Here is a 26,421-nt window from a genome sequence, read left to right on the forward strand (position 1 = left end):
TGGCAATTGCGGCCAGGCACTGTATGAACGTACAATAGTCTCATCCCAAGGCCGACCCCTTTATCCTGAATGACTGCGACCCAGCCCACAGTGACGACCACTTCTCCTGCCACGCCGCCTCGCGACGGTTTCATCCTGACCCGTCATGGCCGGGATGTGCGTGGCCGGGCGGGGGAAGGGGGACGCACCGAGATAGTGATGTGGCTCTGGAGCGAGCAGGGGCCGGTGCGGCTGGTGGTGCCGGGGCAGGAGCCGGTGTTCTTCCTGCCGCAAAGCCACATGCAGGAGGCGGCCGAGCTGTTCAAGGGGGCCGGCGTGAGCGGGCGATTTCGCCGTCTGCCCATGCACACCTTCGACGGGCGTGCCGTGGTGGGCTGCTATTTCTCCACCCTGAGCGCCTTTCACCGCGCCATCGAGCTGCTGCTGATCCGCGGACTGGAGCACTTCGAGGCGGATATCCGGCTGCCGGAGCGTTTCCTGATGGAGCGCTTCATCACGGCCGGGGTCCGTTTCGGCGGCCATGCACGGCAGAAGGGGGGCAAGCGTGGCTACTGGGAGGTGAACGAGGCGCGCTGCGCCCCGCAGGCGGTGATGCCGAGCCTCTCCTGGGTGTCGCTGGACGTGGAGTGTGCCATGGACGGGGCCCTCTTCTCGGTGGGGCTCTACAGCCGTGAGGATGCGCGCGTCATCATGATAGGTGCCCCCGAAGCCGGTGCCGAGGCGTGGGAGACCCGCATCGAGTGGGTGGCGGATGAAAATGCCCTGCTGAGCGCACTGGAAACCTGGTTCAGCCAGCACGATCCCGATCTGGTGATCGGCTGGAACGTGGTCAATTTCGATTTTCGCCTGCTGCTGCGCCGCGCCGAACTCAACAAGCGGCGGCTGCGCCTCGGGCGGGGGCGCGAACTCTGCTTCTGGCGCTCGTCACGCAACGATCCCCAGACCGGCAACGTCATCATCCCGGGCCGCATGGTGCTCGACGGCATCGACACCCTGAAAAGCGCCACCTGGCAGTTTGCCAGCTACAGCCTGGATGCGGTGGCAAGCGAGCTGCTCGGTCGCGGCAAGGATATCGAGGATGTGGCGAACCGGGGGGAGAAGATCACCGAGCTGTTCCACTCCGACAAGGAGGCGCTCGCCCGCTACAACCTGGAAGATTGCAGGCTGGTGTGGGAGATCTTCGACTATTGCCACCTCATTCCCTTTGCCATCGAGCGCGCCTCCCTCACCGGCCTCGAACTCGATCGGGTGGGGGGCTCGGTGGCGGCCTTCACCAACCTCTACCTGCCGCGGCTCCATCGCGGTGGCTATGTGGCGCCCAATCTGCCTGCCGATGGCGGTCTGGCGAGCCCGGGCGGCTATGTGATGGACTCCAAACCCGGCCTCTATCGCCACGTGCTGGTGCTCGATTTCAAGAGCCTCTATCCCAGCATCATCCGCACCTTCTGCATCGATCCCATGGGGCTGGTGGAGGGGTTGCAGCACCCAGAACAGGCCATTCCCGGCTTTCGCGGCGCCCTGTTCTCCCGTACTCGCCACTTTTTGCCGGATCTCATCGCCACCCTGTGGGCGGCGCGAGACAGGGCCAAGGCGGCCAGCAACAAGGCGCTCTCCCAGGCCATCAAGATCATCATGAACTCCTTCTACGGCGTGCTGGGCTCGGGGGGCTGTCGCTTCTACGATCCCAGGCTTGCCTCTTCCATCACCTTGCGTGGCCACAGCATCATGCAGCAGACCCGGGAGTGGATAGAGGCGCAGGGGTTCGAGGTGATCTACGGCGACACCGACTCCACCTTCGTCCACCTTAATCGGGACACCAGCCCCGAGGCGGCGGACGAGATTGGCCATGAGCTGGCCCGAATGATCAACGACAACTGGAGCGCGCTGATCAAGCGCGAGTTCGACCTGCCGAGCCATCTGGAGATCCAGTACGAGATCCATTACCGCCGTTTCTTGATGCCCACCATCCGCGGGCTGGAGAAGGGCAGCAAGAAGCGTTACGCCGGCCTGGTTGGAAAACAGGAAGAGGGGCGAGGGGAGGAAGGGCATCTGGTGTTCAAGGGGCTGGAATCGGTGCGCACCGACTGGACCATGCTGGCCAAGCAGTTCCAGACCCGTCTCTACGAGCTGGTGTTTCACGACCAGGACCCCAGCGGCTACGTGCGCACCATAGTGGATGAGACCCGGGCCGGCCTGCACGATGACTTGCTCATCTACCGCAAGCGGCTGCGCCAGAAACTGGAGGAGTACCAGAAGAACGTGCCACCCCACGTGCGGGCGGCGCGTCTGGCCGATGAGGAGAATCTGCGCCGCGGTCAACCCCAGCGCTATCAGCACAGGGGCACCATCGCCTATCTGATGACGCTGGGCGGCCCGGAACCGCTGGAATACAGGCGCAGCGCCATCGATTACGAGCACTACATCGACAAGCAGCTGAGGCCCATCGCCGACGCCATACTGCCCTTCATCGGCGAGTCATTCGACCGGATCTGCGGTCAGCAGCTGGATCTCTTCTAATCCGAAGGCGTGCAAGACGTGGAGGGAAAGGACGCGGGGAGGTGAGCTCAGGCGGGGGCAAGCTGACCTCTGTTCCCGATTGGCAAGAAGCCAAAATGCAAAAAGCCCGCTCAATGAGCGGGCTTCTTTAATCTGGTGCGTCCTAGTGGATTCGAACCACCGACCCCCACCATGTCAAGGTGATGCTCTAACCAGCTGAGCTAAGGACGCAGGGTGCGCAAGGCGACTTTGTGTTGCAGGGGAGTGGTGGGTTTAATTGGATTCGAACCAACGACCCCTACCATGTCAAGGTAGTGCTCTAACCAACTGAGCTATAAACCCACATCTGCAATTTCATCAAACTATTAACTGTTATGGTGCGTCCTAGTGGATTCGAACCACCGACCCCCACCATGTCAAGGTGATGCTCTAACCAGCTGAGCTAAGGACGCATAACAGTGTCGTGATGGTGCGTCCTAGTGGATTCGAACCACCGACCCCCACCATGTCAAGGTGGTGCTCTAACCAGCTGAGCTAAGGACGCATCACGAAAAGTGGTGGGTTTAATTGGATTCGAACCAACGACCCCTACCATGTCAAGGTAGTGCTCTAACCAACTGAGCTATAAACCCGCTTTTCAGCACGCAAGCGAACACGACGTCGCTGGCGTGGTCGGCATACTACCCATGCCCCCCAAGGCTGTCAACAGGCCGCACACACAAAGGAGACTGTTTGCCCAGTTCTTGCGCAGCCTGTTGATTTTGCAGGCGAGCCACTCTCGTGAGCGGCTCGCCGAGCACACATTTACTGGGCCCGGGAGAGGGCGGTACAGGCCTCTGGACTGGCGAAGCGGCCATAGATGAGGCGCAGACGGGCGCCCAGCATCAGGGCGGCGCCGGTCAGGCCGACGATGAAGCCGACCCAGAAGCCCTGCGGCCCCATCCGTGGCACCAGCCAGTCGGTCAGCCCCAGGATCATGCCGGTGGGCAGCCCGAGACCCCAGTAGGCGACTATGGTGACGTAGAAGATAGCCTTGGTGTCCTTGTAACCACGCAGCGCGGCGGCCGCCACCACCTGTACCGAATCGGAGATCTGGTAGATGGCGGCAAAGAACAGCAGGGTGGCGGCCAGCGTGATCACCTGCATGTCGTCGGTGTAGATCCCCGCGATATGCTCGCGCAGCAGCACAGTCAGGGCGGCGGTGCCGGCGGCGACCGCCATGCCCAGCATCAGGCCGGTACGGGCGGCGACCCTGGCGTGAGCAGGCTGGCCTTCGCCTATGCTGTGGCCGACCCGGATGGTCACGCCCACCCCGATGGAGAGCGGCAGCATGAACACCAGGCTGGAGAAATTCAGGGCTATCTGGTGGCTCGCCACCGTTTCGGCGCCGAAGGGGGCCAGCATCAGGGCCACCACGGTAAACAGGGTCACCTCGCAGAAGATGGCCATGGCGATGGGGAAGCCCAGCCGGAACAGGCGCCAGATCCGGCTGCCATTGGGACGGGCGAGTTGAGCGAACAGGTCAATCTTCTTGAAGTGGGAGGATAACTTCACGTAGAGGATCATCGCCAGCAGCATGGCCCAGAGCACTATCGCGGTGGCGACGCCGCAGCCGACACCGCCGAGCTTGGGCATGCCGAAGTGACCGTGGATGAAGACGTAGTTCGCGGGAATATTGACCGCCAGCCCCACGAAACCTATCACCATGGTCGGCATGGTATGGGAGAGTCCCTCACTGAAGTTGCGCAGCACCTGGAACAGCACGAAGGCGGGCAGGCCCCACATGATGGCGTGCAGGAAGCCGGTGGTCTTGTCCGCCATGACAGGATCCACGTCCATCAGATGCAGTGCCAGCGGGCTGAAATAGAGCGCCAGCATGGCGAAGGGGATCACCATGAGCGCCAGCCAGAAGCCCTGGTGCACGGCCGGGCGTACTTCATCCCGTTTGCGGGCGCCATTGAGCTGGGAGACGATGGGGGTGAGCGCCATTATGATGCCCTGGGTCAGCAAGATGATCGGCAGCCAGAAGCTGGAGGCGACCGACACTGCCGCGAGATCCACGGCGCTGACCTGGCCCGCCATCACGGTATCGACGAAGCTCATGGCGACCTGGGCGACCTGGGCCACCAGAATGGGGCTGGCTAAACGAACGAGCTGCCTCGCCTCGGACCAATAACGTTGCACTGACACCTCCGAGTGGATCAGATAAATGAGAAAGAACAGATAACGGATGGGCTTTTGTCTCCCCACTGTGGGGAGACAACATGCGGGGGTGTCATTCTAGCCTGAAAATCAACCATCATGAAACGGTTGAGGGGCGGCTTTGTGGCGGGATCAGGCGTCTTCGTGATCGCTGATCAGCAGATTGGCGGCGGCATAGGCGGCCTGCTCGCGCAGATCGGCCGGCACCCGCTCGTCAGAGGCCACGGCGTTGAGCGCCCGTATGGTCGCGGCTATGGCCTGCGGCACATAGCCCTGATCACCTGAGCCTATCTGGTTATAGGCGATGCGAATGGCCTCACAACATTGATATACCTGCATTTCTTTTTCCTCGTTAACCCGAATGTGAACGCCGTCACTATAGCGATCGAGGGCTGGCTTGTCAGCTGGCGCGCTTGTCAGTGCCGCGGCGCGGGGTTAACCTGCCTTTTTTCGTAGCAGGAGACGAGACATGTTCACCGGCATAGTGCAGGGGACCGCCGAACTGGTGGCCATCGAAGAGCAGCCCAACTTTCGCACCCACCTGATCCGCATGCCCAGCCAGGCCTGGGGTCAGCGTCTGGCGCTCGGCGCCTCCGTGGCCCACAACGGCTGCTGCCTGACCGTCACCCGGGTGGAAGGAGATCTGGTCAGCTTCGATCTGATGCAGGAGACACTGCGTCTGACCAACCTGGGCCAGCTGCAGCCGGGGGACAAGGTCAACGTGGAGCGGGCGGCCCGCTTTGGCGACGAGATCGGCGGTCATGCCATGTCCGGTCACATCATGGGCACGGCTGAGGTGATCTCCGTCATCGACACCCCCAACAATCGCCAGGTGTGGTATCGCCTCGCCCCCGAGTTGATGAAATATGTGCTGACCAAGGGCTACATCGGCATCGACGGCATCAGCCTGACCGTGGGTGAGGTGCGTGAGAACACCTTTTGCGTCAACCTGATCCCGGAGACCCTGGCCCGCACCAACCTGGGCTGGGTCAAAGCCGGCTGGCACACCAATATCGAGATAGATCCCCAGACCCAGGCCATCGTCGACACAGTGGAGCGGGTGCTGGCGGCGCGCCAATAGTGGTATCACCGCCCTGGCACTGTGCCGTGTCAGGGCGGTGATCGCGCATCTCATTTGTTCTCTGCCTGCTCGAAGAGGCATCGATAACCTTCAGCACCAGGACGGGGTTTATCTCATTCCAACGTTTTTCTGATCCCTGTTTCAACCAGGCTGGATCCTGGACCAGATGGAATACATGGCGGGCAGGAACACGAGCGTCAGGATCGTACCCGCCAACGTGCCGCCGATCAGGGTGTAAGCCAGTGTTCCCCAAAACACCGAATGGGTTAGCGGAATAAAGGCGAGGATCGCGGCTAACGCAGTCAGAATGACCGGACGAGCACGCTGCACTGTCGCTTCAACAAGCGCATGGAAAGGAGCCAGTCCAGCCTGCTCGTTTTCACGGATCTGCCCGATCAATATCAGCGTGTTGCGCATCAGAATGCCCGATAGCGCAATCAAGCCAACCAGCGCATTGATGCCGAAGGGCTGCTGGAACAGCAACAGTATCGGCACTACGCCAATCAGACCCAGCGGACTGGTCAGGAAAACCATGACCATGCCCGCTATCGAGCGCACCTGCAGGATGATGATCAGCAATGTGATGGCCAGCATGATGGGGAAGACAGGCAACATGGCGGCCATTGCCTTGCCTGACTCCTCAATGGAGCCGGCCTCTACGATGCTGTAGCCGCTTGGCAGGACTGTGATGAGGGGCTGCAACTGCTGGGTGATCGCGGTCGATACGTCTGGCGGCTGCAAATTGTCGGCGATGTCGCCCCGCACCGTGATCGTCGGTACCCGGTCGCGTCGGCGCATGACCGGCTCTTCCATGCGAACATCGACCTTGCCCACTTGCGACAACGGGATACGCTGTCCATTGGCTCCGGCCAGTGTGAAATCGCCAATCTTGGCCGGATCGAGCCGGTTGTTGCCCGCAGAGCGCGCAACAACCTGTACCGTGCGAATGTCTTCCCGCACGGCAGTGATCGGAATGCCGCTGAGCAGGAATTGCAGTTGCTGCGCCACCGAGCTTGAGTTCAGTCCCAGGGCTTGCAGTCGGTCCTGCTGCAAGGTGAAGTGCAGCGTTGGCACGCGTGCTCCCCAGTCGGTGTTGACCGTGCGCATCAGTGGACTTGAGCGCATGACCTGCTGTACGTCAGCCGCGATGTTGTGCAGCACCGCCGGATCAGGTCCGGTCACCCTGTAGGCCACAGGAAAGGGCGAGTAGGGGCCGAACACCAGTTGGGTGACGCGCACACGTGCCTCGGGGGCCAGCCCTTCGGCAATGGCTTGCCGCAGACGGTGTTTCAGGGCTTCGCGTTCGTTCTGGTTGTCCGTACGCACCACTATCTTGGCAAACGAGGGGTCGGGCAGCTCTGGTCCCATCGAGAAAAAGAAGCGGGGAGCACCCTGGCCGACGTAGGCAGTGACTATCCTGGCCTCCTCCTGCTTGGCCAGCCAGGCTTCCACCTTATCCGCCGCCGCGCTGGTCTGGATAATCGAGGTGCCATAGGGCATCTGCACTTCAACCAGGACTTCAGGGCGGTCCGAGATCGGGAAGAACTGCTTCTTCACCATGCCCATGCCCAGCACCGATGCCACGAACAGCGCGATCACCGAGCCTGCCACGAGCCACTTGCGGGCAATGACATTACCCAGCAATGTGCGAAAGCGGTGATAGCGCGGCGTGTTGTAGATCCCATGGTGACCACCTTCGACTTTCTTGATATCGGGTAACAGCTTGACCCCGAGGTATGGCGTGAAAACCACGGCCACTACCCAGGAGGCGATGAGCGCTATGCCCACGATCCAGAACATGTTGCTGGTGTACTCACCCGCCGTGGAGCGCGCAAAACCATTGGGCATGAATCCGACGGCTGTGACCAATGTGCCCGATAGCATGGGCGCTGCGGTGTGACTCCAGGCGTAAGCCGACGCAGCGATACGGTCATAGCCCTCCTCCATCTTCACCACCATCATTTCGATGGCGATGATGGCGTCGTCTACCAGCAACCCCAGGGCCAGGATCAACGACCCCAAGGTGATGCGGTCGAAATTCTTGCCGGTCGCGAGCATCACGGCAAAGACGACGGCCAGTGTTAATGGCACGGCTGCGGCGACCACGACACCGACACGCCAGCCCATGCTGACAAAACTCACCAGCATGACTACAAGCACCGCAGCGAAAAACTTGATCATGAACTCATCGACAGCCGAGCTGATGTTGACGGCTTGGTCGGTGACCTTGCTCAGGCTCATGCCCAGCGGTTGCTCGGCGTTTATCGCGGTGATCTCGTTATCCAGGGCCTTGCCCAGGTCGAGCCCGTTCCAGCCGTCACGCATCACGACCCCCAGCAACAGCGCAGGTTCGCCGCCGTTACGGATGATCAATGTCGCCGGATCTTCATAACCCCGTTTCACCGTCGCGATATCAGATAACATCAGGGTGCGTCCATGCGCCACAACGGGGGTGTCGCGTATTTTTTGCAGCTCGTTAAAGGCGCCGTCCAGGCGAATGAACACCTCTGGCCCCCTGGTCTCGATGGAGCCGGCAGGCGTCAACGCATTCTGGTCATTGAGAGCAGAAAATACCTCTTGTGGGCTGACGCCTAACGTCGCCAGGCGCTCATGAGAAAACTCGACATAGATACGCTCCGGCCGTTCACCAACGATATTTACTTTCTTTACACCGGGCACGTGCAGCAAGCGTTGGCGTAGCATTTCCGCATCCCGGACCAGCTCACGCTGTGGCACGCCCCTCGCCTTGAGTGCGAACAGGGCAAAGGTCACATCGGAATATTCATCGTTGAGAAATGGCCCCATCACGCCGGGTGGCAGATTGCGCACTTCGTCGCCGACCTTTTTACGGGCTTGATAGAACTCATCCTGCACTGCCGATGGCGGGGTGCTATCCAGCAAGGTCAGCGTGGTGAAGGCCAGGCCCGGACGGGTGTAGGTTTCGCTGCGGTCATACCAGCGCAGCTCCTGCAGCCGCTTTTCGATCTTCTCGGCGACCTGATCTTGCATCTCCTGTGCGGTGGCACCGGGCCAGGCTGTGATGATGGTCATGACTTTGATCGTGAATGAGGGATCTTCGGCCCGCCCCAGCTTGAAGAAGGCAGTGACCCCGCCCAGCGAGATCAGGATGATCAGAAACAGCGTGATGGCTCGCTCGCGTACCGCAAGCGCCGACAGGTTGAAGCGACTTTCGCTCATGGGTGTGTTTCCTCCGTTGCCACATGGATAGAAGGCACGGAGGTGCGTACCAATTCCCCTTCATGGAGCAAGTGAGCGCCAATAGAAACCACCAGATCACCTTGCTGGAGCTGGCCTCCAACGCGGGCAGCGTCACTGTCAAGGTTCAACACTGTGACAGGGCTCCAGGAGACTTTTGTCGGTGTGCCGTGAACACGCCACACACCAGGGCCTTGACCCGCATCGAACACTGCGCTGATCGGGATCTGAAAGCCAGGTTTTGCCGCAACCTGGTCTCTTTTCAGATGGATGGTCACCGTAGCACCCAAAGGCGCCTCCTGAAGCTCCCCTGTCAGCACATATCGTGCTTCAAAGGTGCGAGTGCTCGGGTCTGCGGCATCTGAGAGTTGTCGTAACGTTGCTGGAGAGACTTGATCAAGTCTTCCGAAGAGTGTTGCTTGCCCCTGAGAGCCTAGTGAGGGGCGCAAGGTTTCTGGCAATTGAATGATCGCTTCACGGGCTCCTGCGTGGGCAACGCGCACGACGGTTTGTCCAGCGTTAACCACTTGCCCTGGCTCCACCAGGGTTGCCACAACGGTACCATCAACATCGGCGATCAGATCCGTATAACGCGTGGCATTACGGGCCACTTCCGCTTGAGCTTCAGCGGCTCGAAGTTCGGCTTGGGCAGTATCCGCCGCCGCCTTGGCCTGCTCGTAAGTTGAAACGGAGATCGCACCCGTGCCACGTAAATTTCGGTAACGGGCTTCATCTGCTGTGGTTTGTTTCGCTTTTGCCCTGGCCGCCACAACGGACTCCTGTTGCGTGTGCGCTGCGAGTCTCAGATCTACAGGGTCAATACGCATCAGCAGTTGACCCCGTTTAACTGTGTGCCCCGTATCCACGAGGCGCTGCAGCACCTTGCCAGAGACACGAAAACCTAAGTCACTCTCCACTCGAGCCGCCACCACACCCGTAAAAGAGCGCGACTCAACCCCGATATCATTGACAGTGACAGTGCGCACCAGGGGGGCCTGCGTACGTGGGTCAGATGGTTGTTGCTCACCACAAGCCGTCAGGGCCAGCGGTAAAGCAGTGATAATTGCCAGTATGCTGTGATGAGACATACACAAGCCTCCATGAGGAACGGTTCAGGAGGCAATCTAATTCAAGTGACTAAATCAGTCAATGGTCACTCTCTTTATGGCGCTAGGCTGCGTAGCACCAAGTTAGACAATTGGGTTGGCGCCTTGTCAATGCAGTCGAAGTTGTGTTGCAACATGAGGGGGTTTAAATAGGGCCTCATGACAAGATAAATTGCCGTAGTTATTTCATCCAACGGGGTTTTACGCTCAAAGTCACCAGTTTTACGCCCTTCTTGAAGGATATCTTGAAGTAACGTCTTGATGTTTTGCTCATAGACGATTGTGGCCTGCCAGCGTTCGGCTGCGGCTGACGCCGCTATTTCGTATAGATTTCGGTCAGCGGAGAACAACCGGCAACTTGCCTGAATGATTTCTTGAAACATGCGGCGCAGCTTCTCGGGGGGCTGATCAACTTCTTCAATCGCTCTTCGAACATCCTCCTGGATATCACCCAGGCAGTTTGCACAAATACTCTCGCCAATCGCCTGCTTGGACGAGAAGAACTTGTAGATGTAGGCCTTTGAAAAACCTATTGATTTTGCCAGGTCAGATACTGTGGTTTTCCCATAGCCGTAGCGGCTGAAATGCTCGGTGGCGGCAATTACAATCTGATCCCGCACATCGTGATCAACGGGGCCTCGATTCAGCGCAGGAGTGCTGCTTTCTTCACTCATCATCTTCCTCTCTGACTTCCACACAGGAAATCTGGAATGTTAACGCGCCATAGTCAGATTGACAACGAGTAACCAATTTGAGATTTGGTTTTGTGCTGTCATCTGCAGTTGGAATATATTTCCAACATATTCTCTTCATCATGTTTGGCATGTTTGGCATGTTTGGCATGTTTGGCATGTTTGGCATGTTTGGCATGTTTGGCATGTTTGGCATGTTTGGCATGTTTGGCATGTTTGGCATGTTTGGCATGTTTCGCTTGCTGGCCGGCTGCGTTGTCGGGCCTGACGATACTCCTTCGGCACTCTCTGTTCTGGGGCACTTTGTATGGACATTTCTCCTGAGCAACTAGGCAACGCGTGACTATGACAAACTCTGCTTGCAACAGACATCGGCTGAACTTGTGCCCCAGGAAGGCAGAAGGAATACGGCAAGATCTGTGGTGTGTGTGGCTGGCATACAACCTGCTGCGCTGGCAGATGATATGGATGGCGGTGAGCCTGAATAGCGATACGGCGAGCTCACTCTTCATATGACATCGGTGTACCTCATTCCCGAAGTCAGCCCAATGTCATCTGTTTCAACGGGGGATAAACCAGAGCGGGTAGCAGACCTTGAGCAGTACGAGGGAAAGTGCATCTTGTCGATACGACGAGGGCGCAGTGACCCCCTTGTGTGAAGGCGCTGCCGCAGCAGCACAGTGTTAAAAAAGCTAATAAAAACAATGCCAGTCAGGCTTGGCTGACTGGCATTTTACCCACGGGGCAATCTTTGTTCAGAACATGGGTTCAAAACATCTGCTCGTCGTCTGCATCCACAAACAGCTGCAGGCAGTCGCGGGCTTCATCCCGGTGCAGCCGCAGGTGGATGGGGTTGCAGCAGGCCATGCAATCCTCGTAGAACTCCTGATCCCCCTGGCTGGCATCCAGCTCGACCCGGGTGTGATGGCCACAGTGGGGGCAGACGATACGCTTGCTGGTGTACTCGATCATGGTGACCTCCTCGGGCCCGTGGGCCGCCTATCTTCCCTGATTCTAGTCGGCCGGGAGGGGGTTGACCGCGAGCAAGCGCACGTTTATGACAGAGATCAAGGGCGCCGCCATTTCAGGTTTTCTGGCCCTATGCACCCCTGGCTCCTGCGCGCGTTCACGCCACCCAGCTGGCCAGCATGTCGGCATCCAGTTCGGCCAGCGAGCCGAGCTGGTGATCGGCGATGGCCAGACGCGGATCGCCCACCAGGGCGGGATCCGGCACTATGAGTGCCTTCATGGAGGCCGCCTTGGCCGCCAGCAGCCCGGTGAAACTGTCCTCTATGGCCAGACAATGCACCGGCAGGATGCCGAGCTTCTCGGCGGCGTGGATATAGACATCCGGGTGCGGCTTGCCGAAGCGCTCCACCTCGGCGGAGTGCACCGCCAGGAAGCGATCGCGGATACCGAGCTTGCCGAGCACCGCCTCCACCATGGCGAAGGGGGAGGAGGTTGCCAGACCCACTTTAAGCCCCTGTGCTTCCATCAGGGTCAGCGCGTCCAGTACACCGGCCTTGGCCTCGCCTTCGCTCAGGATGAGGGCGTTGACCCGATCCAGAATACGCTGCACCACCTCTTCCTGACTGGGGCCCACCCAGGGGCGCAGCCGATACCAGTGTGCCACCAGCTGATCGATGCGCACGCCTATGGTGGAGTTGCAATCCTCCTCGCTGTGGGGGTGACCCAGCTCGGAGAAGATAGCCATCTGGGCCCGCTGCCAAAAGGGTTCCGAGTCGATCAGAACACCATCCATATCGAAGATCACGGCAGCTAACATCTTGTACTCCTGACAAATTTGAAGGGGGATTATAAGCCCGACGGGCAAATGCAAAAGGGGCATTGCCATGCCCCTTGCGCCCGATCACATCGGCAAACGTTTGTTTTGCTGTGGCAAAAAATGAGGGTTAGAAAATCACATCTACCTTGGCGGCGACCGCCTTGGCCTTTTCCACCGCATCCGGGCAATTCTGGGCGCGGGCGAGCGCCACGCCGAGACGGCGACGTCCGGCTATCTCCGGTTTGCCAAACAGCCGCAGCTGGGCACCCGGCACCAGGGCCAGCGCCTCGCCAATCCCCTGATAGCGGATGTCCTGACTGTGCCCCTCGCGCAGCACCACGGCGGAGGCGCTCGGCCCGTACTGGGTGATGGTGCCGACCGGCAGCCCCAGGATGGCGCGCACGTGCAGCGCGAACTCGGAGAGATCCTGAGAGATCAGGGTCACCATGCCGGTGTCGTGCGGGCGGGGCGAGACTTCGCTGAACCACACCTCGTCGCCCTTGATGAAGAGCTCGACCCCGAACAGGCCGTAACCGCCCAGCGCCTCGACCACCTTGGCCGCCACGGCTTTGGAGCGGGCCAGTGCCAGCTCGCTCATGGCTTGCGGCTGCCAGGATTCGCGGTAGTCACCTTCTTCCTGACGGTGGCCTATGGGCTCGCAGAAGTGGATGCCATCCACGGCGCGTACCGTGAGCAGGGTGATCTCGTATTCAAAGGGGACCAAGCCTTCGACGATCACCTTGCCGCGACCGGCGCGGCCACCTTCCTGGGCATAGGTCCAGCTGTCGTCCAGTTTGGCGAGATCGCGCAGCACGCTCTGCCCCTTGCCTGACGAGCTCATCACGGGTTTCACCACGCAGGGCAGGCCGATCGCCTCGACGGCAGCGATGAACTCCTCCTTGCTCTGGGCAAAGCGGTAGGGGGAGGTGGGCAGACCCAACTCTTCGGCGGCGAGGCGGCGGATCCCCTCCCGGTTCATGGTGAGCTGGGTGGCGCGGGCGTTCGGCACCACCTTGACCCCCTCCTGCTCAAGCAAGGCCAGGGTATCGGTGGCGATGGCCTCGATCTCGGGGATGATGAGGTCCGGCTTGACCTCGGCTACCAGGGCACGCAGGGCGTTACCGTCGAGCATGTCCAGCACGTGGGCTTTGTGCGCCACCTGCATGGCGGGAGCATTGGGGTAGCGGTCGGCGGCGATCACCTCGATCCCGAGCCGTTGCAACTCGATGGCGACTTCCTTGCCGAGTTCCCCCGAGCCAAGCAGCAGGGCGCGGGTGGCGCCGGGGCGGGTGGCGGTTCCAAACATGTGATCTCTCCTGATGTCGTTGGTCACAGTTGATGGCCGCTATTGCGGGAATAGCGGGCAAAAAAAGAGGCACGCATGGCGTACCTCAGGAAACGGATTTGTGGGCGCGCTGCTCCAGATGGGTGAGCAGCGTGATGGCGCCAATGATGATGGCAGCGCCGAGCCACAATCGGCCGGGCGGTGCCCAGCCAAACACCAGCCAGCCTGCCAGCACGTTCATGGGCAGCTTGGCAAAATCAAAGGGTTGCACGAACGAAGCCTCGGCCACGCTATAGGCGCGGGCGATGGACATCTGGGCCAGCGCAGACAGCACCCCTGACATGGCTACCAGCAGCCACTGGGTTTCGCTCGGCCACTGCCACTCAGGCAGGGCCAGCATGGCGTTGAACGGGGTGCTGAAGATGAGCAGGTAGACCACTATGGTGTGGGACGACTCGCTCGCCGCCTGATAGCGCACCAGCAGGGAGTAACCGGCCCAGAACAGGGCGGCCGCCACTGGCAGCAGGGAGGCCCAGCTGAAATCATCGGTCCAGGGGGCCAGGATCACCATGGCGCCGACAAAGCCCGCCAGGGTTGCCAGGATGCGCGCCCGGCTCACCTGCTCCTTGAGCAGCAGGGCCGATCCCAGAGTAGCAAACAGCGGGGAGGTCATCAGCAGGGCTATCCCCTGCCAGATGGGCACAGGCACCGCCAGCGCCCACAGCCAGAACTGGATGCCGATCACGGCCAGCAGCACCCGCAGCAGGTGCAGCCTCAGTTGGTTGGTCATCAGTGACTGGCGCAAGCCGTGGCGGACCAGCCAGGGCAGCAGACAGATCAGGGCAATCAGGTATTGATGAAAGGCGACCTGGGTCGAGGGGAGGCCAAGTTTGAAGCTGACGTACTGGCTCAGGCTGTTGACGGCGGCGAAGCAGAGGCCTGCCACCATCATCCAGACTGCACCGGCAAAAGGAGAGTGCCTGCGCGAGTGTGCCATGGGATCCGGGTCACTGAAAAAAGTGCGGCGGATCATAACGGCAATCGTTTGTTCTGCCAAGCCTTGGGCGGCTGGCTGCGGTCCGTTGGCGAGAGAATGAACTAAGGTCAAAATTTTTGAACAAGTTGAGCATCTATTTTCGCTATCCGCATATAAGCTCAGCGTTTAGAGTGACCTCCATCGACAGCACTGCTGTTCAACCGACCACCTAATGGAGTTTCACCATGGCTAACATCCTAGTTCTCAAGTCCAGCATCCTGGGCCAGTATTCCCAATCCAACGCCCTGATCGACGGTTTCCTGGCCGATCACCTGGATGACAACATCCAGGTGCGTGATCTGGCGGCCCTCAACCTGCCGGTGCTGGACGGTGAACTGGCCTCGGGTCTGCGCGGTGGTGACAACCTGAACGAACGTCAGCTGGCCGTCATGGCCCAATCCGATGAGCTGATTGCCGAACTCAAGGCGAGCGATCTGGTGGTGATTGCCGCCCCCATGTACAACTTCAGTATTCCGACCCAGCTGAAAAACTGGATTGACCTGATTGCCCGTGCCGGCGTGACTTTCCGTTACACCGAAACCGGTCCGGTCGGTCTGGTGGAAAACACCCGCGCCCTGGTGATCAGCCCCCGTGGCGGCATGCACGTCGGCAGCGCCACCGATCTGGTGACCCCCTACATGCGTACCGTGCTGGGTTTCATCGGCATCAAGGACGTGGACTTCATCTACGCCGAAGGCATGGGTATGGGTCCGGATGCGCAAGCCAAAGGCATTGAGCAGGCCAAAGGCCAGCTGGAAACCCTGGCACTCTGATCAAGAGACTGACCATGGCGGGTGCGGCATAACGCAGAGCCGTGTCGTACCAAACAAAACAACGCAGCCCAAGGGCTGCGTTGTTGTTTCTGTGCGGGCGAAGACGGGATCAACAGGGGCAGAGGGCGCGAGTCAATCCCGAATGAAGCGGCGACAGCCGCTGCCCACCATCAGGCACACGGCGACCAGAGAGCCCAGCAACAGGGTGCTGAGCCACTGTTCGGCACTGTCGGGCAGGCGGGGGGAAAACAGGCTGATCATGAGAAGGGCACAGAGGGTGATCAGGCTGGTCTGTCGGGTCAGGAACATCATGGGTCATCCTTGGCTGCGGCTGGTGAGTGGAAGGCTAACCGCGGTCTGTGACAGCAAGATGTATCCATACTTCTTGCCGAAGGTCAGTCGACCGGGGTAGCCATCACCATAGCAGCTTTTACGGCCGGAGCCAGCGACATGGGTCGGGTTGTGATCCGGATCCCTATCTGAACTGTTTCTGATCCGGTCGGTAGTGGAAGTCGCCGCTGGCAAGCTTGGCGATCAGGGCCGCCTGGTCGAGATCCTGCGCCTTGCAGAGATCATCCAGATCATCGTAACGATCACGCAGTTGCATGTTGATCAGGCTCAGCAGCATGTTGACGTCCATGGTGGCGAAGTTGTTCAGGTTCATGAGGTGTGCTCGTTATCCAGCAGATGCAACTGTTCGATGGCGTCGCTGACGCTTTGCAGGTGCAGGCGAATGGTCTGGCGCGCCTCGCTGGGCAGATAGTCGGTGAGGGTATGCTGCCAGCTGCCCGCTTCGCTCTTGAGTTGCTGGAACAGGGTGAGCCCGGCCTGGGTGAGTGACACTAGACTGACCCGCTTGTCCTGTTCGCTGCTCTCGGTAAACAGGATCCCTTTCTCCACCAGGCGGTGGATTTCGCGGGAGATCCGCACCTTGTCCATCCCGCTCGCCTCTACCAGCTCTTTCTGGCTGATGGGGTAGTTGGGGCCGAGCACCATCATCAGGCGCCACTGGGGCACCGTCAGCTGATAGCGCTGCTGGTAAAACTGCTCAAAGGTGTCGCGCACCATCTCGGCGGCGTGAACCAGCTGATAGGGGGGGTAGTGCGCAAGCAGCTCTATGATCTTTGACATATGACATCCTGCTGTGACGGCTGCATCGGGTGCAGTTTCTCTTGATACTTTGACCTTGATGATACGTAACACAAGGACATTTGTCTGAACATGCACCAGAGAAATGTGCGGTTGCGCACGTCATCCGCCGCAACCGGGTCTGTTCGAAGCTGATTTTTGCCTCGGGTTGCTCAGCCTTTACGCAACCAGATCAAGGCGTTGTGCTTGAGCCAGGCTTCGCGGCTCTGCAATGTGTAGAGCGCCGCCTCATCGCGACTGCCCGCCTGCCAGCTCTGTGGCTCCTGTTTGGGCAGCTTGCGCTGACCCAGCAGACAGGCCGGCACATGGGCATTGGCCTTGATGGCCGCATCCAGCCGTGGCTGCGCCACCTCGGGGCCGTCACAGACAAACGCCATCAGCGCTCTGTTGTAGAGCAGCCAGCTGGAGGCCTCGTCGAAGCGGACCAGCAAGGCGCGCAGGGCGGCCCAATCCCCTTGCAGGGCATAGAGGCTGGAGAGGGGATAACGGCAACCCAGCTCGTCGGCGATGCACAGCTCGAGCAGCGCCAGATATTCACTGCGCGCCTGTTCCAGCTGGCCGAGACGCAGCAGGCAATCGGCCCGGCCAGCCCTGGCGGCGAGCAGGGGGCGGGCCTCGTGGGCACTCCAGCCGTGGCCGGCCATCTGCTGCCAGAAGGCGGCATCGAACAGGGGCTCGGCATCGTCAATCACCTTGTCAAACCAGCCGAGGCGAGCCTGGGGATCGCGGCAGGCATTGGCCAGTTCGAACCACTGCTGCCACTGCTCGGCCTGCTCGCTATCGAGGGCTGCCTGAGCGCCGGGCACCGCCTGATACTCATCCAGCTGCAGCAGCTGGTTGAGCGCCGTCTTCATGTTCTGACGCTGGCGCTTGCAAAATTCCATGAAGGGCAGCTCGCTGCCGGCGGCCGCGTGCAGCATCTGGGCCATGGGCTTGTCGCGAAACAGGCTGAGCTCGGCGGCCAGACTGAAGCGGTACTGGGTAGTGGGATCGTTCAGATCCTTCGGCTTGGGCCAGCTGGCAAACCCCTGGCTGAAGCCGTAACACCACTGGCCTAGGGGGTGGCTCTGCGCGAACACCTGCTCCGGGGTCTCGGTGGAGAGACGGCACTGACTCGGCAAGGCGAGCTGGGCCTCGTCCGCCTGGGTTTCCAGTTCGGCGATCAGATGGTGCAGCGCCTCTGCGCTCTTCTCATCCAGCTCGGCGTCATGTGGCAACAGATCGGCCAGCGGGGCCTGCCAGTCAGGGGCATCCGGTCCCACCAGACGGGCGCACAGAAAACCGTGCAGCGCCGGGTAGGTCATGTCCTGCCCACTGTGGGTCTGGATCCATTGATTGAGATGACGGGTACGAGTGGATGGATTCATCGACAGTTCCTCTGGATTTGAACAGCGGCGCAGTCTACCCAAAAGTGGGGTTATTTGCAGCAAAGCCCTGGCTGATTGACGATTATATCGCCACCAACCGGGCTGGCCGCCCCGAAAATCGTGTGAGAGAAGGGCAAGGGACTAGGCCCGGTTACCGCTCTTGAGGTAACATGCGCGCCCATACGGGCAATGAAAAATTGACCATCCGGATAATGAAAGAAGAGATCACCATGTTACAGATTGGCAAGATGAACACCCTCACCGTAATCGAGCTCGAAGAGAGGGGCGCCTGGCTTGCGGCCGACGAATATGGCGAGCTGTTGCTGCCCAAGCGTCAGCTGCCGGAAGGCGTGGCCGAGGATGACGGTGTGGAAGTCTTTCTCTATCTGGATGCCGACTGCGAGCCGGTGATCACCACCGACAAGCCGTTCGCTATGGTGGGCGACATAGTCGGCCTCAAGGTGGTCAATGCCAACAAGATCGGGGCCTTCCTCGACTGGGGCATGAAAAAGGATCTGTTCGTGCCGACCCGCGAGCAGAACAAACCCATGCAGGTGGGCCACGTCTATCTGGTGCACCTGATGCTCGACAACGAGGGTCGCATGGTGGGCACCAGCCGGCTGGAACGTTTCCTGCGCACCGACAAGCCTCCCTTCAAGGCCGGTGACGAGGTGACGGCGCTGCCAGGCGAACACACGCCGCTTGGCATCAAGGCGATCGTCAACGGTGAATACTCCGGCATGCTGTTCAAGAACGAGGTATTTGGCCGGGTGATGACGGGTCGACCGCTGACCGCCTGGGTCAAGCAGGTGCGCGACGACGGCAAGCTGGACTTGACCCTGCAAAAGCCGGGTATGGATCGGATGGACGATGCCGGTGGCCGGATCCTGACCCGGCTGATGAAGCAGGGTGGCAGTCTGGCGGTGGGCGACAAGAGCGAACCCGAGCTCATCTACAAGATGTTCAACATGAGCAAGGGTACCTTCAAGAAGGCCATCGGCGGCCTCTACAAGCAGGGCAAGATTGTCATCGAAGACAACTGCATCACGCTCGTTGCTGCCGATAGCGCGCCGGACGGCGAATAGGTGCCGAGTCCCTGTATCGGCCTGTGTCAGGCCCGGGATGGACTCTGCCTCGGCTGTGGCCGTACCCTGACCGAGATCGGGCACTGGTCGGCCATGGAGAGCGATGCCCAGCTGGCGGTGATGGCCGAGCTGGATGGGTCAACAAGCACCCATGCGTGCCCTGGCTGTGGCGAGCCGGCGTTTTGCGCCGTCTCCGCCGGTCAGACCATAGATCAGTGCTGGTGCAGCCAGCTGCCCGTCTTGCCCATGAGCGAGGCGAGCGCCTGCTGGTGTCGTCGCTGTCTGGCCAAGGCCATAGCGGCGCAGGCTTAGCAGAGAACAAAAACAAGAAAGGCGCCAATGGCGCCTTTTTTATGCCTGTTGCTGGCGGTGCCAGCGCACATGGACATGGTGCTCGTTCAGATAACGGGGCAGCAGGAAGGTGGCATAGATCACCTCAAACTCATCCTGATGGTCCAGCAAGCCGACCCACACTTCGACCCAGCGCTCCATGTCGACCGGCACACCGAGTTCGGTTGACCAGTCTCCGTTGGGCAGGGTCGCCTCGACGGCGCCACGCTGTTCAAACTCCAGGGTGATGTCGACGATTTGTTCGGGGGCCAGCATGTCTGCGGCCTGCTCAAGAAACTGATCATAGGCCCATTCGACCAGCTGATCCGGGGTACGCTGTTCCATGAAATCACTCCAGATACATCGAGGTTCGCTACTGTAGCAAGTATTGACGGTGGCGGCCAGACCAGTGCGGATGGCCATTTGCTGCCTGTCCAACGAAGCGGGCAGGAGGTATGGTTGAAGAGGCGGTTAACCCGGGCTGGCTGAGCCCGGGCCCTGTTCACAGGAGTGAGGCCATGAAGCGACGGGTGCGGCGACAGCAGATCAAACGACGGCGGGAGACCTGGTGGTGGCACTATCTGCCGCTGCACCAGGGCACGGTAGGTGGTCATCTGGGCCCGCCGGCCGAGACCTCTCCATCGGGCTCTGATTGATCTTCCGGGCCCGCCAGCCGAAGCTTCCCCCCTGGACTCTGATTGATCTGCTGTGATCTGGGAGAGGGAGGACTTCGAGCCCGCAGGCTTGAGCATCGCCCACCGAGCCCGAATGCCTTAGTCGGCCTGATGCACCCTGTTGAGGGTGACCTGGCCCAACTGCCCCATCTGGCGGCGGATCCAGGCCGAGCGCTGCTGTACATAAGGGGAGGGCGGCTTGACCCGATAGCGCCAGGGGTTGGGCAGGGCAGCGGCCAGCAGAGAGGCTTCGTAGCGGGTCAGGCGGGTGGCCGGTTTACCAAAGTAGTGCCTGGCGGCGGCTTCGGCGCCATAGATGCCGGGACCGAACTCCACGATATTCAGGTACACCTCGAGGATGCGGGACTTGTCCCAGCCCAGCTCCATCAGCAGGGTGAACCAGGCCTCGATCCCCTTGCGCAAGAAGCTGCGATCGCTCCACATGAAGAGGTTCTTGGCCGTTTGCTGGCTCAGGGTGCTGGCGCCACGCACCCGCTCGCTGCGCTGGTTGTGCTTGAGCGCCGAGCTGATGGCATTCATGTCGAAGCCGTTATGATCGGGGAAGCGCTGATCCTCGGCGGCGATCACCGCCAACTGCAGCTCCCGCGAAATGCGCTCGAGCGGCACCCAGTCGTGCTTGACCTCGGCCACCTTGGCGGGCGGAAACAGGGCCCGCTCGATGCGCCAGGTCCACATGGGGGGATCGATGAAGCGCAGCAGCGCCACCGAGACGATGGAGCTGACCAGCGCTGCCAGCAGCAGCCTGCCGAGCCAGCCCAGCAGGCGGCGTTTCAGGGCCGGTCGCACGGGCTCGGGCTCGGTATCCCAGACGTAGTGGCCAGGATCATCGGGATCCGGAATTATTGGGGCAGCCATTCGATGTGGCAGAACTTCTCGTCAACACGGCGGGAGAGCAGCATGCGGGCAAACAGATGCTCATACTCTTGCTCGGCATTGCCAAGCCCGACCCAGATCTCGGCGTACTCGGCATCGCTCACGGCAAAGCCCACGTCCGCTTCCCAGTCATCGGCCGGATCGGTTTCCGCCAGCAGACCCCGATCGTTGAACGCCTGGTTGAACAGGGCTATCTCCTGTTCCGGCAGGTTGTCGGAGGCCAGCTCCATGAAGAGTTCGAGGGCGGTGTCGAGCAGTTCCTCGACGCTGTGCATTTCATCGTTCAAAGACATTGGTCTGTTCCAGATAATAAAAAGAGAAGCCCCGCCGGCGATGCCGGACGGTGGCGCGCGGTATTCTAGCTGGCCCCCGCGCCCTTGGCGAGATCCGGCTCCGCGAGCCGGCCCCGTTTGTGACAATAAAAAACCGGATCCTGCTACAGGATCCGGTCTTCATTGAGGGAAAGGGTCACGCATGGGGCGTCAGCTCATCCCTTCTTGTCATCGGCGAAGGTGATATTGAGCTCCAGCACCGACAGCTCATCACTCTTCTTGTCCAGCTGGACCGTGATCTTGTCAGGGTCTATCTGTACATATTTGCGGATCACGTCGAGCAGGTCCTGTTTGAGCTGGGGCAGGTAATCCGGCCCCCCTCTGGATGAACGCTCGTGTGCGACTATGATCTGCAACCGCTCTTTGGCCAGTTGTGCGGTGTTTTGTTTCTTGTTGGAACGAAAATAATCCAATAATGACATGTTTAACTCCCGAACAGTCGGCTAAAGAAGCCCTTCTTTTCTTCTTCCAGAAAACGAAAATCCTTGGTGTCGCCCAGCAGACGGGCAACGGCATCCTCATAGGCCTGACCGGCATCGGACTCCTTGTCCAGAATGACCGGCTCCCCCGAGTTGGAGGCGCGCAGCACAGCCTGGGACTCCGGGATCACCCCGAGCAGCTTGATGGCCAGGATCTCCTGCACATCCTGCACGCTCAGCATGTCGCCACGGCTGACGCGGGTCGGGCAGTAGCGAGTGAGCAGCAGGTGCTCCTTGATCGGGTCTTCGCCGCGCTCGGCACGACGGGACTTGGAGGCCAGGATGCCGAGGATGCGATCCGAGTCACGCACGGAAGAGACTTCCGGGTTGGTGGTGACGATGGCTTCATCGGCAAAGTAGAGCGCCATCAGGGCACCCGCTTCGATCCCGGCCGGCGAGTCGCAGACGATGTAATCGAACTTCATCTCCGCCAGCTGATCCAGGATCTTCTCGACCCCTTCACGGGTCAGGGCGTCCTTGTCCCGTGTCTGGGAGGCGGGCAGGATGAACAGATTATCGCTGCGCTTGTCCTTGATGAGGGCCTGATTGAGGTTGGCCTCACCGTTGATCACATTGACGAAGTCGTACACCACGCGCCGCTCGCAGCCCATGATGAGATCCAGATTCCTCAGGCCAATGTCAAAATCGATGACCACAGTCTTGTGGCCACGCTGAGCCAAACCTGTGCTCAGGGCCGCGCTGGTTGTGGTCTTGCCAACGCCACCTTTACCTGATGTAACGACTATGATTCGCGCCATTCTCGCTTCCTTGTAACTCTATTTGATATGGTCTATTCGGAGTTGTTCGTTATCCAGCCGGACATGTACCGGCTGTTGTATCAGGCCGGCCGGCAGCGCATCGCTCAGTTGGAACGTGCCTGCGATGGATAGCAGCTCGGCCTGTAATTGCTGGCAATAGATCCGTGCCTGGGTGTTGCCCTTGGCACCGGCTATGGCCCTGCCGCGCAGGGTGCCATAGATATGAATGCTGTCGTCGGCGATGACTTCGGCGCCCGGGCTCACCGAGCCCAGTATCACCAGCGAGGTGCCGGCGGCATAGAGCTGCTGACCGGAGCGCACCGGGCCCACGTGTACCTTGCTCGGCACCAGAGGCGCCGGGGCGGCTTTGACCTCGACCACGGGCGCCGGGATTGGCGCTTTTTCCGGCGGAAGCTCAGCCTTGCGGCTCTTGCCGGACGCCATCACCGCCAGGCCCGCCGCCTTGGCGGCCGTCTTCATCGCCTCGTTTTGTGTCCCAGTGATCCCGACCAGCACGAAATCCTCCGACTCCACCAGCTCCTTGAGCTGTTCGAAGTCAGGAATATCCGTCAGTCGTTCCACATTGATGACGAGGGGAGCACAATTAAAAAACTGGGGTGCCTGGGCGACCTTTGCCGCCAGCAACTGGCGGATCCGCTCAGGCTTGCCATCGCTGATATGCAACACAGAAATAGTGAAGGTGGTCCCTTTCAATTCGTTATCGCGCTCAACCATGAATCTTCCCCGAGACAGAGACGGTAATCCGTTATTGTTATTCAATTCCTGATGTTATAGTTTGCCACCATCAGAGGCAATAAACCCGTCGGATTATATCAATTTCCATGTTATGTGCAGTCTATAAAAGTCGCAAAAAAGCCGAGACCTATCTTTTTGTTGAAAGAAGAGAGGATTTTTCCCGCGTACCCGAGGTGCTGATGAGTACATTTGGGCGCCCCGAGCTGGTATTGATGACCAAGCTGGACCCAGCCAGGCCCTTGGGGATCGCCTCGACCAGCCGGGTGATGGAGGCGCTGAAAAGCCAGGGCTTCTATCTGCAGGTGCCACCACCGCCGGAAAATCTGCTGGAGCAGCACAAGGCACAATTAAAGGCCTCGGGCTGATGAAGGGTCGGCTGGCACTGTTATTATTGAGCGGGCTGTTAAGTGCCCCCTTGCAGGCCAGCCCCGATTTTGACACCTATGTCACTGGACTCAAACAGCAGGCTCTGGCCGCCGGGATCAAGCCCGAAACCGTGGCGGCCGCCTTTGCCGATATTAGGGTCATAGAGCCCGCCATCAAGCACGATAAAAACCAGCCGGAATTTAAACTGACGCTGGACAGCTATATTCCCCGCGCGGTTCCGCAATGGAAAGTCAATCAGGCCAAGGCCTTATATCGTCAGCATTTGCCGCTGCTCACAAAAATAGGGGCGGAATATGACGTGCAACCCCGATTTATTGTCGCCTTGTGGGGCATAGAAACCAATTTCGGTAAATTGACCGGCACATATCCGCTGATCTCCTCGCTGGCGACCCTGGCCTGGGATGGTCGGCGGGAGGACTTTTTCAAGGGTCAGCTGCTGGATGCACTGCGCATCATAGAGCAGGGGCATGTAACCCCCGCCGCCTTCAAGGGCTCCTGGGCCGGCGCCATGGGGCAGGTGCAGTTCATGCCCTCTTCCTTCCTCAAATACGCGGTCGATCAGGATGGGGACGGCAAGAAGGACTTGTGGGGCAATCTGGCGGATGTGTTTGGTTCGGCAGCCAATTATCTGCAGCAGAATGGCTGGCACGGGGATGAAACCTGGGGGCGCCAGGTCAAGGTGCCCGAGGAGCTGGATCCCGCCCTGCTCGGGCTGGAGCAGACCCGACTGCTATCGGCGTGGCAGGCTCTCGGCGTACGTCAGCTCGACGGTTCCCCCTTGCCCAGGGTCGAGATGCAGGCCTCCCTGGTGCGCCCCGATGATGCCAAGGGCCGCGCCTATCTGGCCTATCCCAACTATCTGGTATTGCGCCACTGGAATCGCTCCCACTATTTCGTGGTGGCGGTGGGCACCCTGGCCGATCGCATCGTGGAATAACCGGCGCAGCGCCGGGCGGCTCGGGAGACGTGTTGAACGCTGTGTTTATCTGGAGAGGTGCATGGGTCGCGGGAATATGGGATGAGCAGGGGTGATGAGTCAGGCGGGACAATCGAAATAACGGGCAACAAAAAGGCGGGAATTCCCGCCTTTTTGTATTTCTGGCAAATGCGGCTTATTCGCAGGCAACCTGCATCACCTTGATGGCCAGGCCACCACGGGAGGTTTCACGGTACTTGGAGTCCATGTCCTTGCCGGTGATGTACATGGTCTCGATGACCTTGTCCAGGGAGACGCGCGGCTTGGAGGTGCGACGCAGGGCCATGCGGGAAGCGTTGACCGCCTTCATGGCCGCGATGGCATTGCGCTCGATGCAGGGCACCTGCACCTGACCGGCAACCGGGTCACAGGTCAGACCCAGGTTGTGCTCCATGCCGATTTCGGCGGCTTCACACACGTGCTCCGGGCTGCCGCCCATCAGTTCGGTCAGACCCGCGGCGGCCATGGAGCAGGAGACACCCACTTCACCCTGGCAACCCACTTCGGCACCCGAGATGGAGGCGTTCATCTTGTAGAGCATGCCCACGGCACCGGCGGCCAGATAGAAACGGGTGTACTCGTCGCGGCCCACCGGCTGGATGAACTTGTCGTAGTAGGCCAGCACGGCCGGGATGATGCCGGCGGCGCCGTTGGTCGGGGCGGTGACCACGCGGCCACCGGCGGCGTTCTCTTCACTCACCGCCAGGGCAAACATGTTCACCCAGTCGATAATGTTCATCGGATCGTTGGAGAGGTTCTCGTTGGTGGTCAGCTGACGGTAGAGGGGCGCCGCACGACGGGGCACACGCAGCGGGCCGGCCAGCACACCTTCGGTGCGGCAGCCACGCTCGATCCCTTCGCGCATAGTGTTCCAGATCTTGCCGAGCTTCTTGTAGATCTCTTCCGGGGTGTTGAAGCACTTCTCGTTCTCCAGCATCAGGGTGGAGATGGAGAGGCCGGTCTGGCTGCAGTGGGCGATCAGCTCAGCCGCGCTCTTGAACGGGTAGCTGACGGACATGTCGCCGCTGTCGGCCTTGCCGAAGTTCTCTTCGTCGACGATGAAACCACCACCGATGGAGTAATAGGTCTTGCTGTAGACGGCCTGATCTTCGACCAGCGCGGTCAGTTTCATGCCGTTCTCGTGCAGCGGCAGGGCTTCGTCATGGAATACCATGGCATCGCGCGGGAAGCTGACGGTGTGGCAGTGCAGGCCGATCGGCAGGCGGCCGGTCTGCTCTACGCGGGAGATGAATTCAGGGATGGCGTCGATGTCGACGTTTTCCGGCAGGTTACCCGCCAGACCCATGATGATAGCGGTATCGGTGTGATGACCTTTACCGGTCCAGGAGAGTGAGCCGTAGACATCGACCTGGATCCGGGTGATGTCACGGATCTTGCCGCCTGCACGCAGTTCATCCACGAACTGTTTGGCAGCCTTCATCGGGCCGACAGTGTGGGAAGAGGAGGGGCCAACACCGATTTTGAAGATATCAAAAACGCTGATCATGTAACAATTACCTCAGGATAGAAGGGGGCGCCATGCCCACTCGCAGAAACGGGG

At 60.2% G+C, this 26,421-nt stretch carries 29 protein-coding genes, 5 tRNA genes and 1 pseudogene; 10 read left to right on the forward strand and 25 right to left on the reverse strand.

The genetic code is table 11. The annotated features are described in order from the left end of the window. Positions 1 to 69 precede the first annotated feature (69 nt). Entirely contained in the window at positions 70 to 2,517 is a 2,448-nt protein-coding gene (locus BN1118_RS08650; RefSeq protein WP_043555563.1) for a DNA polymerase II, read from the forward strand. Positions 2,518 to 2,650: 133 nt separating this feature from the next. On the opposite strand, the gene BN1118_RS08655 is transcribed toward BN1118_RS08650, so the two are convergent. From BN1118_RS08655 to BN1118_RS08685, 7 genes are all read right to left on the reverse strand, one after another. Next, positions 2,651 to 2,727 (reverse strand) — tRNA-Val (locus tag BN1118_RS08655). A 34-nt stretch (positions 2,728 to 2,761) separates the two neighbouring features. After that, a tRNA-Val gene (locus BN1118_RS08660) sits at positions 2,762 to 2,838 on the reverse strand. A 33-nt stretch (positions 2,839 to 2,871) separates the two neighbouring features. Continuing rightward, positions 2,872 to 2,948 (reverse strand) — tRNA-Val (locus tag BN1118_RS08665). Positions 2,949 to 2,963: 15 nt separating this feature from the next. Next, positions 2,964 to 3,040 (reverse strand) — tRNA-Val (locus BN1118_RS08670). An 11-nt stretch (positions 3,041 to 3,051) separates the two neighbouring features. Beyond that, a tRNA-Val gene (locus BN1118_RS08675) sits at positions 3,052 to 3,128 on the reverse strand. Between the two features lie 172 nt (positions 3,129 to 3,300). Next, positions 3,301 to 4,680: an MATE family efflux transporter gene (locus BN1118_RS08680; RefSeq protein WP_043555856.1), complete on the reverse strand. Its 1,380-nt coding sequence runs from the start codon at positions 4,678 to 4,680 to the stop codon at positions 3,301 to 3,303. 150 nt (positions 4,681 to 4,830) lie between these two features. Next, entirely contained in the window at positions 4,831 to 5,037 is a 207-nt protein-coding gene (locus BN1118_RS08685) for a YaeP family protein (RefSeq protein WP_042037351.1), read from the reverse strand. 130 nt (positions 5,038 to 5,167) lie between these two features. On the opposite strand from BN1118_RS08685, the gene BN1118_RS08690 reads away from it, so the two are divergent. Next, positions 5,168 to 5,779: a riboflavin synthase gene (locus BN1118_RS08690; protein ID WP_043555565.1), complete on the forward strand. Its 612-nt coding sequence runs from the start codon at positions 5,168 to 5,170 to the stop codon at positions 5,777 to 5,779. 141 nt (positions 5,780 to 5,920) lie between these two features. Here the strand turns inward: BN1118_RS08690 and BN1118_RS08695 are convergent, their stop codons facing one another. The 3 genes from BN1118_RS08695 to BN1118_RS08705 form a co-directional block, all read right to left on the reverse strand. Next, on the reverse strand, positions 5,921 to 8,977 hold the full coding sequence (locus tag BN1118_RS08695; protein WP_043555566.1) for an efflux RND transporter permease subunit: 3,057 nt from the start codon (positions 8,975 to 8,977) through the stop codon (positions 5,921 to 5,923). After that, a complete protein-coding gene (locus BN1118_RS08700) occupies positions 8,974 to 10,083 on the reverse strand; it encodes an efflux RND transporter periplasmic adaptor subunit (RefSeq protein WP_043138835.1) in 1,110 nt (369 codons plus the stop codon). The genes BN1118_RS08695 and BN1118_RS08700 overlap by 4 nt, the downstream gene beginning before the upstream one ends. Before the next feature lie 74 nt (positions 10,084 to 10,157). Further along, positions 10,158 to 10,775, reverse strand: a complete 618-nt coding sequence (locus tag BN1118_RS08705; RefSeq protein ID WP_043138833.1) for a TetR/AcrR family transcriptional regulator — start codon at positions 10,773 to 10,775, stop codon at positions 10,158 to 10,160. A gap of 77 nt (positions 10,776 to 10,852) precedes the next feature. Here BN1118_RS08705 and BN1118_RS21115 point away from each other — a divergent pair, with 77 nt between their 5' ends. Beyond that, positions 10,853 to 11,125 (forward strand): hypothetical protein, encoded by a 273-nt coding sequence (locus tag BN1118_RS21115; protein WP_156994860.1) that lies wholly within the window; start codon positions 10,853 to 10,855, stop codon positions 11,123 to 11,125. 34 nt (positions 11,126 to 11,159) lie between these two features. Continuing rightward, positions 11,160 to 11,511: pseudogene (locus BN1118_RS22255) on the forward strand (IS4 family transposase); the annotation flags it as partial. A gap of 50 nt (positions 11,512 to 11,561) precedes the next feature. Here BN1118_RS22255 and BN1118_RS08715 read toward each other — a convergent pair. From BN1118_RS08715 to BN1118_RS08730, 4 genes are all read right to left on the reverse strand, one after another. After that, complete coding sequence (locus BN1118_RS08715; RefSeq protein WP_005301298.1) at positions 11,562 to 11,765, reverse strand: CPXCG motif-containing cysteine-rich protein; 204 nt, start codon at positions 11,763 to 11,765, stop codon at positions 11,562 to 11,564. A 154-nt stretch (positions 11,766 to 11,919) separates the two neighbouring features. After that, positions 11,920 to 12,579: a hexitol phosphatase HxpB gene (hxpB, locus tag BN1118_RS08720; RefSeq protein ID WP_043555571.1), complete on the reverse strand. Its 660-nt coding sequence runs from the start codon at positions 12,577 to 12,579 to the stop codon at positions 11,920 to 11,922. Between the two features lie 127 nt (positions 12,580 to 12,706). Then, on the reverse strand, positions 12,707 to 13,885 hold the full coding sequence (purT, locus tag BN1118_RS08725) for a formate-dependent phosphoribosylglycinamide formyltransferase (RefSeq protein ID WP_043138825.1): 1,179 nt from the start codon (positions 13,883 to 13,885) through the stop codon (positions 12,707 to 12,709). Positions 13,886 to 13,970: 85 nt separating this feature from the next. Beyond that, complete coding sequence (locus BN1118_RS08730; protein ID WP_052449182.1) at positions 13,971 to 14,861, reverse strand: DMT family transporter; 891 nt, start codon at positions 14,859 to 14,861, stop codon at positions 13,971 to 13,973. A gap of 224 nt (positions 14,862 to 15,085) precedes the next feature. On the opposite strand from BN1118_RS08730, the gene BN1118_RS08735 reads away from it, so the two are divergent. Next, positions 15,086 to 15,673 (forward strand): FMN-dependent NADH-azoreductase, encoded by a 588-nt coding sequence (locus BN1118_RS08735; protein ID WP_043555573.1) that lies wholly within the window; start codon positions 15,086 to 15,088, stop codon positions 15,671 to 15,673. 132 nt (positions 15,674 to 15,805) lie between these two features. On the opposite strand, the gene BN1118_RS08740 is transcribed toward BN1118_RS08735, so the two are convergent. The 4 genes from BN1118_RS08740 to BN1118_RS08755 all read right to left on the reverse strand — a co-directional run bounded on the left by BN1118_RS08740 (position 15,806) and on the right by BN1118_RS08755 (position 18,189). After that, entirely contained in the window at positions 15,806 to 15,985 is a 180-nt protein-coding gene (locus BN1118_RS08740) for a hypothetical protein (protein WP_043138817.1), read from the reverse strand. 163 nt (positions 15,986 to 16,148) lie between these two features. Next, positions 16,149 to 16,337 (reverse strand): DUF4250 domain-containing protein, encoded by a 189-nt coding sequence (locus tag BN1118_RS08745; RefSeq protein WP_043555575.1) that lies wholly within the window; start codon positions 16,335 to 16,337, stop codon positions 16,149 to 16,151. After that, positions 16,334 to 16,804 (reverse strand): MarR family winged helix-turn-helix transcriptional regulator, encoded by a 471-nt coding sequence (locus tag BN1118_RS08750; protein WP_043138813.1) that lies wholly within the window; start codon positions 16,802 to 16,804, stop codon positions 16,334 to 16,336. The genes BN1118_RS08745 and BN1118_RS08750 overlap by 4 nt, the downstream gene beginning before the upstream one ends. A gap of 170 nt (positions 16,805 to 16,974) precedes the next feature. Beyond that, positions 16,975 to 18,189 (reverse strand): UPF0149 family protein, encoded by a 1,215-nt coding sequence (locus tag BN1118_RS08755; protein ID WP_043555576.1) that lies wholly within the window; start codon positions 18,187 to 18,189, stop codon positions 16,975 to 16,977. A 212-nt stretch (positions 18,190 to 18,401) separates the two neighbouring features. Between BN1118_RS08755 and BN1118_RS08760 the strand changes: the two genes are divergently transcribed. Beyond that, on the forward strand, positions 18,402 to 19,274 hold the full coding sequence (locus BN1118_RS08760; protein ID WP_043555577.1) for a CvfB family protein: 873 nt from the start codon (positions 18,402 to 18,404) through the stop codon (positions 19,272 to 19,274). Then, on the forward strand, positions 19,275 to 19,586 hold the full coding sequence (locus tag BN1118_RS08765; RefSeq protein ID WP_043555578.1) for a DUF1289 domain-containing protein: 312 nt from the start codon (positions 19,275 to 19,277) through the stop codon (positions 19,584 to 19,586). It begins immediately after the preceding gene. 39 nt (positions 19,587 to 19,625) lie between these two features. Here BN1118_RS08765 and BN1118_RS08770 read toward each other — a convergent pair whose 3' ends face one another. After that, positions 19,626 to 19,949 carry an HI1450 family dsDNA-mimic protein gene (locus BN1118_RS08770; protein ID WP_043138804.1) on the reverse strand — a complete coding sequence of 108 codons (324 nt, stop codon included), beginning with the start codon at positions 19,947 to 19,949 and terminating at the stop codon, positions 19,626 to 19,628. A 173-nt stretch (positions 19,950 to 20,122) separates the two neighbouring features. Between BN1118_RS08770 and BN1118_RS22015 the strand changes: the two genes are divergently transcribed. Continuing rightward, positions 20,123 to 20,260, forward strand: coding sequence for a hypothetical protein (locus BN1118_RS22015; RefSeq protein ID WP_167336104.1), 138 nt, complete (start codon positions 20,123 to 20,125; stop codon positions 20,258 to 20,260). 117 nt (positions 20,261 to 20,377) lie between these two features. Here the strand turns inward: BN1118_RS22015 and mtgA are convergent, their stop codons facing one another. The 5 genes from mtgA to minC all read right to left on the reverse strand — a co-directional run bounded on the left by mtgA (position 20,378) and on the right by minC (position 23,476). Next, positions 20,378 to 21,085 carry a monofunctional biosynthetic peptidoglycan transglycosylase gene (gene mtgA / locus BN1118_RS08775; RefSeq protein WP_156994885.1) on the reverse strand — a complete coding sequence of 236 codons (708 nt, stop codon included), beginning with the start codon at positions 21,083 to 21,085 and terminating at the stop codon, positions 20,378 to 20,380. Between the two features lie 53 nt (positions 21,086 to 21,138). Continuing rightward, a complete protein-coding gene (locus BN1118_RS08780; protein ID WP_041205707.1) occupies positions 21,139 to 21,465 on the reverse strand; it encodes an HI1450 family dsDNA-mimic protein in 327 nt (108 codons plus the stop codon). Positions 21,466 to 21,659: 194 nt separating this feature from the next. Beyond that, positions 21,660 to 21,926 carry a cell division topological specificity factor MinE gene (minE, locus tag BN1118_RS08785; protein ID WP_005311265.1) on the reverse strand — a complete coding sequence of 89 codons (267 nt, stop codon included), beginning with the start codon at positions 21,924 to 21,926 and terminating at the stop codon, positions 21,660 to 21,662. Between the two features lie 2 nt (positions 21,927 to 21,928). Next, the gene (gene minD, locus BN1118_RS08790; protein ID WP_043555585.1) at positions 21,929 to 22,741 is read right to left on the reverse strand and encodes a septum site-determining protein MinD; all 813 of its coding nucleotides are present in this window, start codon (positions 22,739 to 22,741) and stop codon (positions 21,929 to 21,931) included. Between the two features lie 18 nt (positions 22,742 to 22,759). After that, positions 22,760 to 23,476: a septum site-determining protein MinC gene (minC, locus tag BN1118_RS08795; protein WP_043138799.1), complete on the reverse strand. Its 717-nt coding sequence runs from the start codon at positions 23,474 to 23,476 to the stop codon at positions 22,760 to 22,762. Between the two features lie 107 nt (positions 23,477 to 23,583). On the opposite strand from minC, the gene BN1118_RS08800 reads away from it, so the two are divergent. Then, positions 23,584 to 23,862 (forward strand): YcgL domain-containing protein, encoded by a 279-nt coding sequence (locus BN1118_RS08800; RefSeq protein WP_043138797.1) that lies wholly within the window; start codon positions 23,584 to 23,586, stop codon positions 23,860 to 23,862. Continuing rightward, positions 23,862 to 24,821 carry a lytic murein transglycosylase gene (locus BN1118_RS08805; protein ID WP_043555590.1) on the forward strand — a complete coding sequence of 320 codons (960 nt, stop codon included), beginning with the start codon at positions 23,862 to 23,864 and terminating at the stop codon, positions 24,819 to 24,821. The genes BN1118_RS08800 and BN1118_RS08805 overlap by 1 nt, the downstream gene beginning before the upstream one ends. Positions 24,822 to 24,996: 175 nt before the next feature. On the opposite strand, the gene BN1118_RS08810 is transcribed toward BN1118_RS08805, so the two are convergent. Continuing rightward, entirely contained in the window at positions 24,997 to 26,367 is a 1,371-nt protein-coding gene (locus BN1118_RS08810; protein ID WP_043138795.1) for an L-serine ammonia-lyase, read from the reverse strand. Positions 26,368 to 26,421 lie beyond the last annotated feature (54 nt).

It is taken from the genome of Aeromonas bestiarum, assembly GCF_000819745.1.
GTDB classification, from domain to species: Bacteria; Pseudomonadota; Gammaproteobacteria; order Enterobacterales; family Aeromonadaceae; genus Aeromonas; species Aeromonas bestiarum.

What these genes read in the sequence shown, in the direction of transcription:
- BN1118_RS08650 (WP_043555563.1), top strand. Translation starts at nt 70, where the DNA reads ATGACTGCGACCCAGCCCACAGTGACGACCACTTCTCCTGCCACGCCG.
- BN1118_RS08685 (WP_042037351.1), bottom strand. Translation starts at nt 5,037, where the DNA reads ATGCAGGTATATCAATGTTGTGAGGCCATTCGCATCGCCTATAACCAG.
- BN1118_RS08690 (WP_043555565.1), top strand. Translation starts at nt 5,168, where the DNA reads ATGTTCACCGGCATAGTGCAGGGGACCGCCGAACTGGTGGCCATCGAA.
- BN1118_RS08695 (WP_043555566.1), bottom strand. Translation starts at nt 8,977, where the DNA reads ATGAGCGAAAGTCGCTTCAACCTGTCGGCGCTTGCGGTACGCGAGCGA.
- BN1118_RS08700 (WP_043138835.1), bottom strand. Translation starts at nt 10,083, where the DNA reads ATGTCTCATCACAGCATACTGGCAATTATCACTGCTTTACCGCTGGCC.
- BN1118_RS08705 (WP_043138833.1), bottom strand. Translation starts at nt 10,775, where the DNA reads ATGAGTGAAGAAAGCAGCACTCCTGCGCTGAATCGAGGCCCCGTTGAT.
- BN1118_RS08715 (WP_005301298.1), bottom strand. Translation starts at nt 11,765, where the DNA reads ATGATCGAGTACACCAGCAAGCGTATCGTCTGCCCCCACTGTGGCCAT.
- hxpB (WP_043555571.1), bottom strand. Translation starts at nt 12,579, where the DNA reads ATGTTAGCTGCCGTGATCTTCGATATGGATGGTGTTCTGATCGACTCG.
- purT (WP_043138825.1), bottom strand. Translation starts at nt 13,885, where the DNA reads ATGTTTGGAACCGCCACCCGCCCCGGCGCCACCCGCGCCCTGCTGCTT.
- BN1118_RS08730 (WP_052449182.1), bottom strand. Translation starts at nt 14,861, where the DNA reads ATGGCACACTCGCGCAGGCACTCTCCTTTTGCCGGTGCAGTCTGGATG.
- BN1118_RS08735 (WP_043555573.1), top strand. Translation starts at nt 15,086, where the DNA reads ATGGCTAACATCCTAGTTCTCAAGTCCAGCATCCTGGGCCAGTATTCC.
- BN1118_RS08740 (WP_043138817.1), bottom strand. Translation starts at nt 15,985, where the DNA reads ATGATGTTCCTGACCCGACAGACCAGCCTGATCACCCTCTGTGCCCTT.
- BN1118_RS08745 (WP_043555575.1), bottom strand. Translation starts at nt 16,337, where the DNA reads ATGAACCTGAACAACTTCGCCACCATGGACGTCAACATGCTGCTGAGC.
- BN1118_RS08750 (WP_043138813.1), bottom strand. Translation starts at nt 16,804, where the DNA reads ATGTCAAAGATCATAGAGCTGCTTGCGCACTACCCCCCCTATCAGCTG.
- BN1118_RS08755 (WP_043555576.1), bottom strand. Translation starts at nt 18,189, where the DNA reads ATGAATCCATCCACTCGTACCCGTCATCTCAATCAATGGATCCAGACC.
- BN1118_RS08760 (WP_043555577.1), top strand. Translation starts at nt 18,402, where the DNA reads ATGAAAGAAGAGATCACCATGTTACAGATTGGCAAGATGAACACCCTC.
- BN1118_RS08770 (WP_043138804.1), bottom strand. Translation starts at nt 19,949, where the DNA reads ATGGAACAGCGTACCCCGGATCAGCTGGTCGAATGGGCCTATGATCAG.
- BN1118_RS22015 (WP_167336104.1), top strand. Translation starts at nt 20,123, where the DNA reads ATGAAGCGACGGGTGCGGCGACAGCAGATCAAACGACGGCGGGAGACC.
- BN1118_RS08780 (WP_041205707.1), bottom strand. Translation starts at nt 21,465, where the DNA reads ATGTCTTTGAACGATGAAATGCACAGCGTCGAGGAACTGCTCGACACC.
- minE (WP_005311265.1), bottom strand. Translation starts at nt 21,926, where the DNA reads ATGTCATTATTGGATTATTTTCGTTCCAACAAGAAACAAAACACCGCA.
- minD (WP_043555585.1), bottom strand. Translation starts at nt 22,741, where the DNA reads ATGGCGCGAATCATAGTCGTTACATCAGGTAAAGGTGGCGTTGGCAAG.
- minC (WP_043138799.1), bottom strand. Translation starts at nt 23,476, where the DNA reads ATGGTTGAGCGCGATAACGAATTGAAAGGGACCACCTTCACTATTTCT.
- BN1118_RS08800 (WP_043138797.1), top strand. Translation starts at nt 23,584, where the DNA reads ATGTTATGTGCAGTCTATAAAAGTCGCAAAAAAGCCGAGACCTATCTT.
- BN1118_RS08805 (WP_043555590.1), top strand. Translation starts at nt 23,862, where the DNA reads ATGAAGGGTCGGCTGGCACTGTTATTATTGAGCGGGCTGTTAAGTGCC.
- BN1118_RS08810 (WP_043138795.1), bottom strand. Translation starts at nt 26,367, where the DNA reads ATGATCAGCGTTTTTGATATCTTCAAAATCGGTGTTGGCCCCTCCTCT.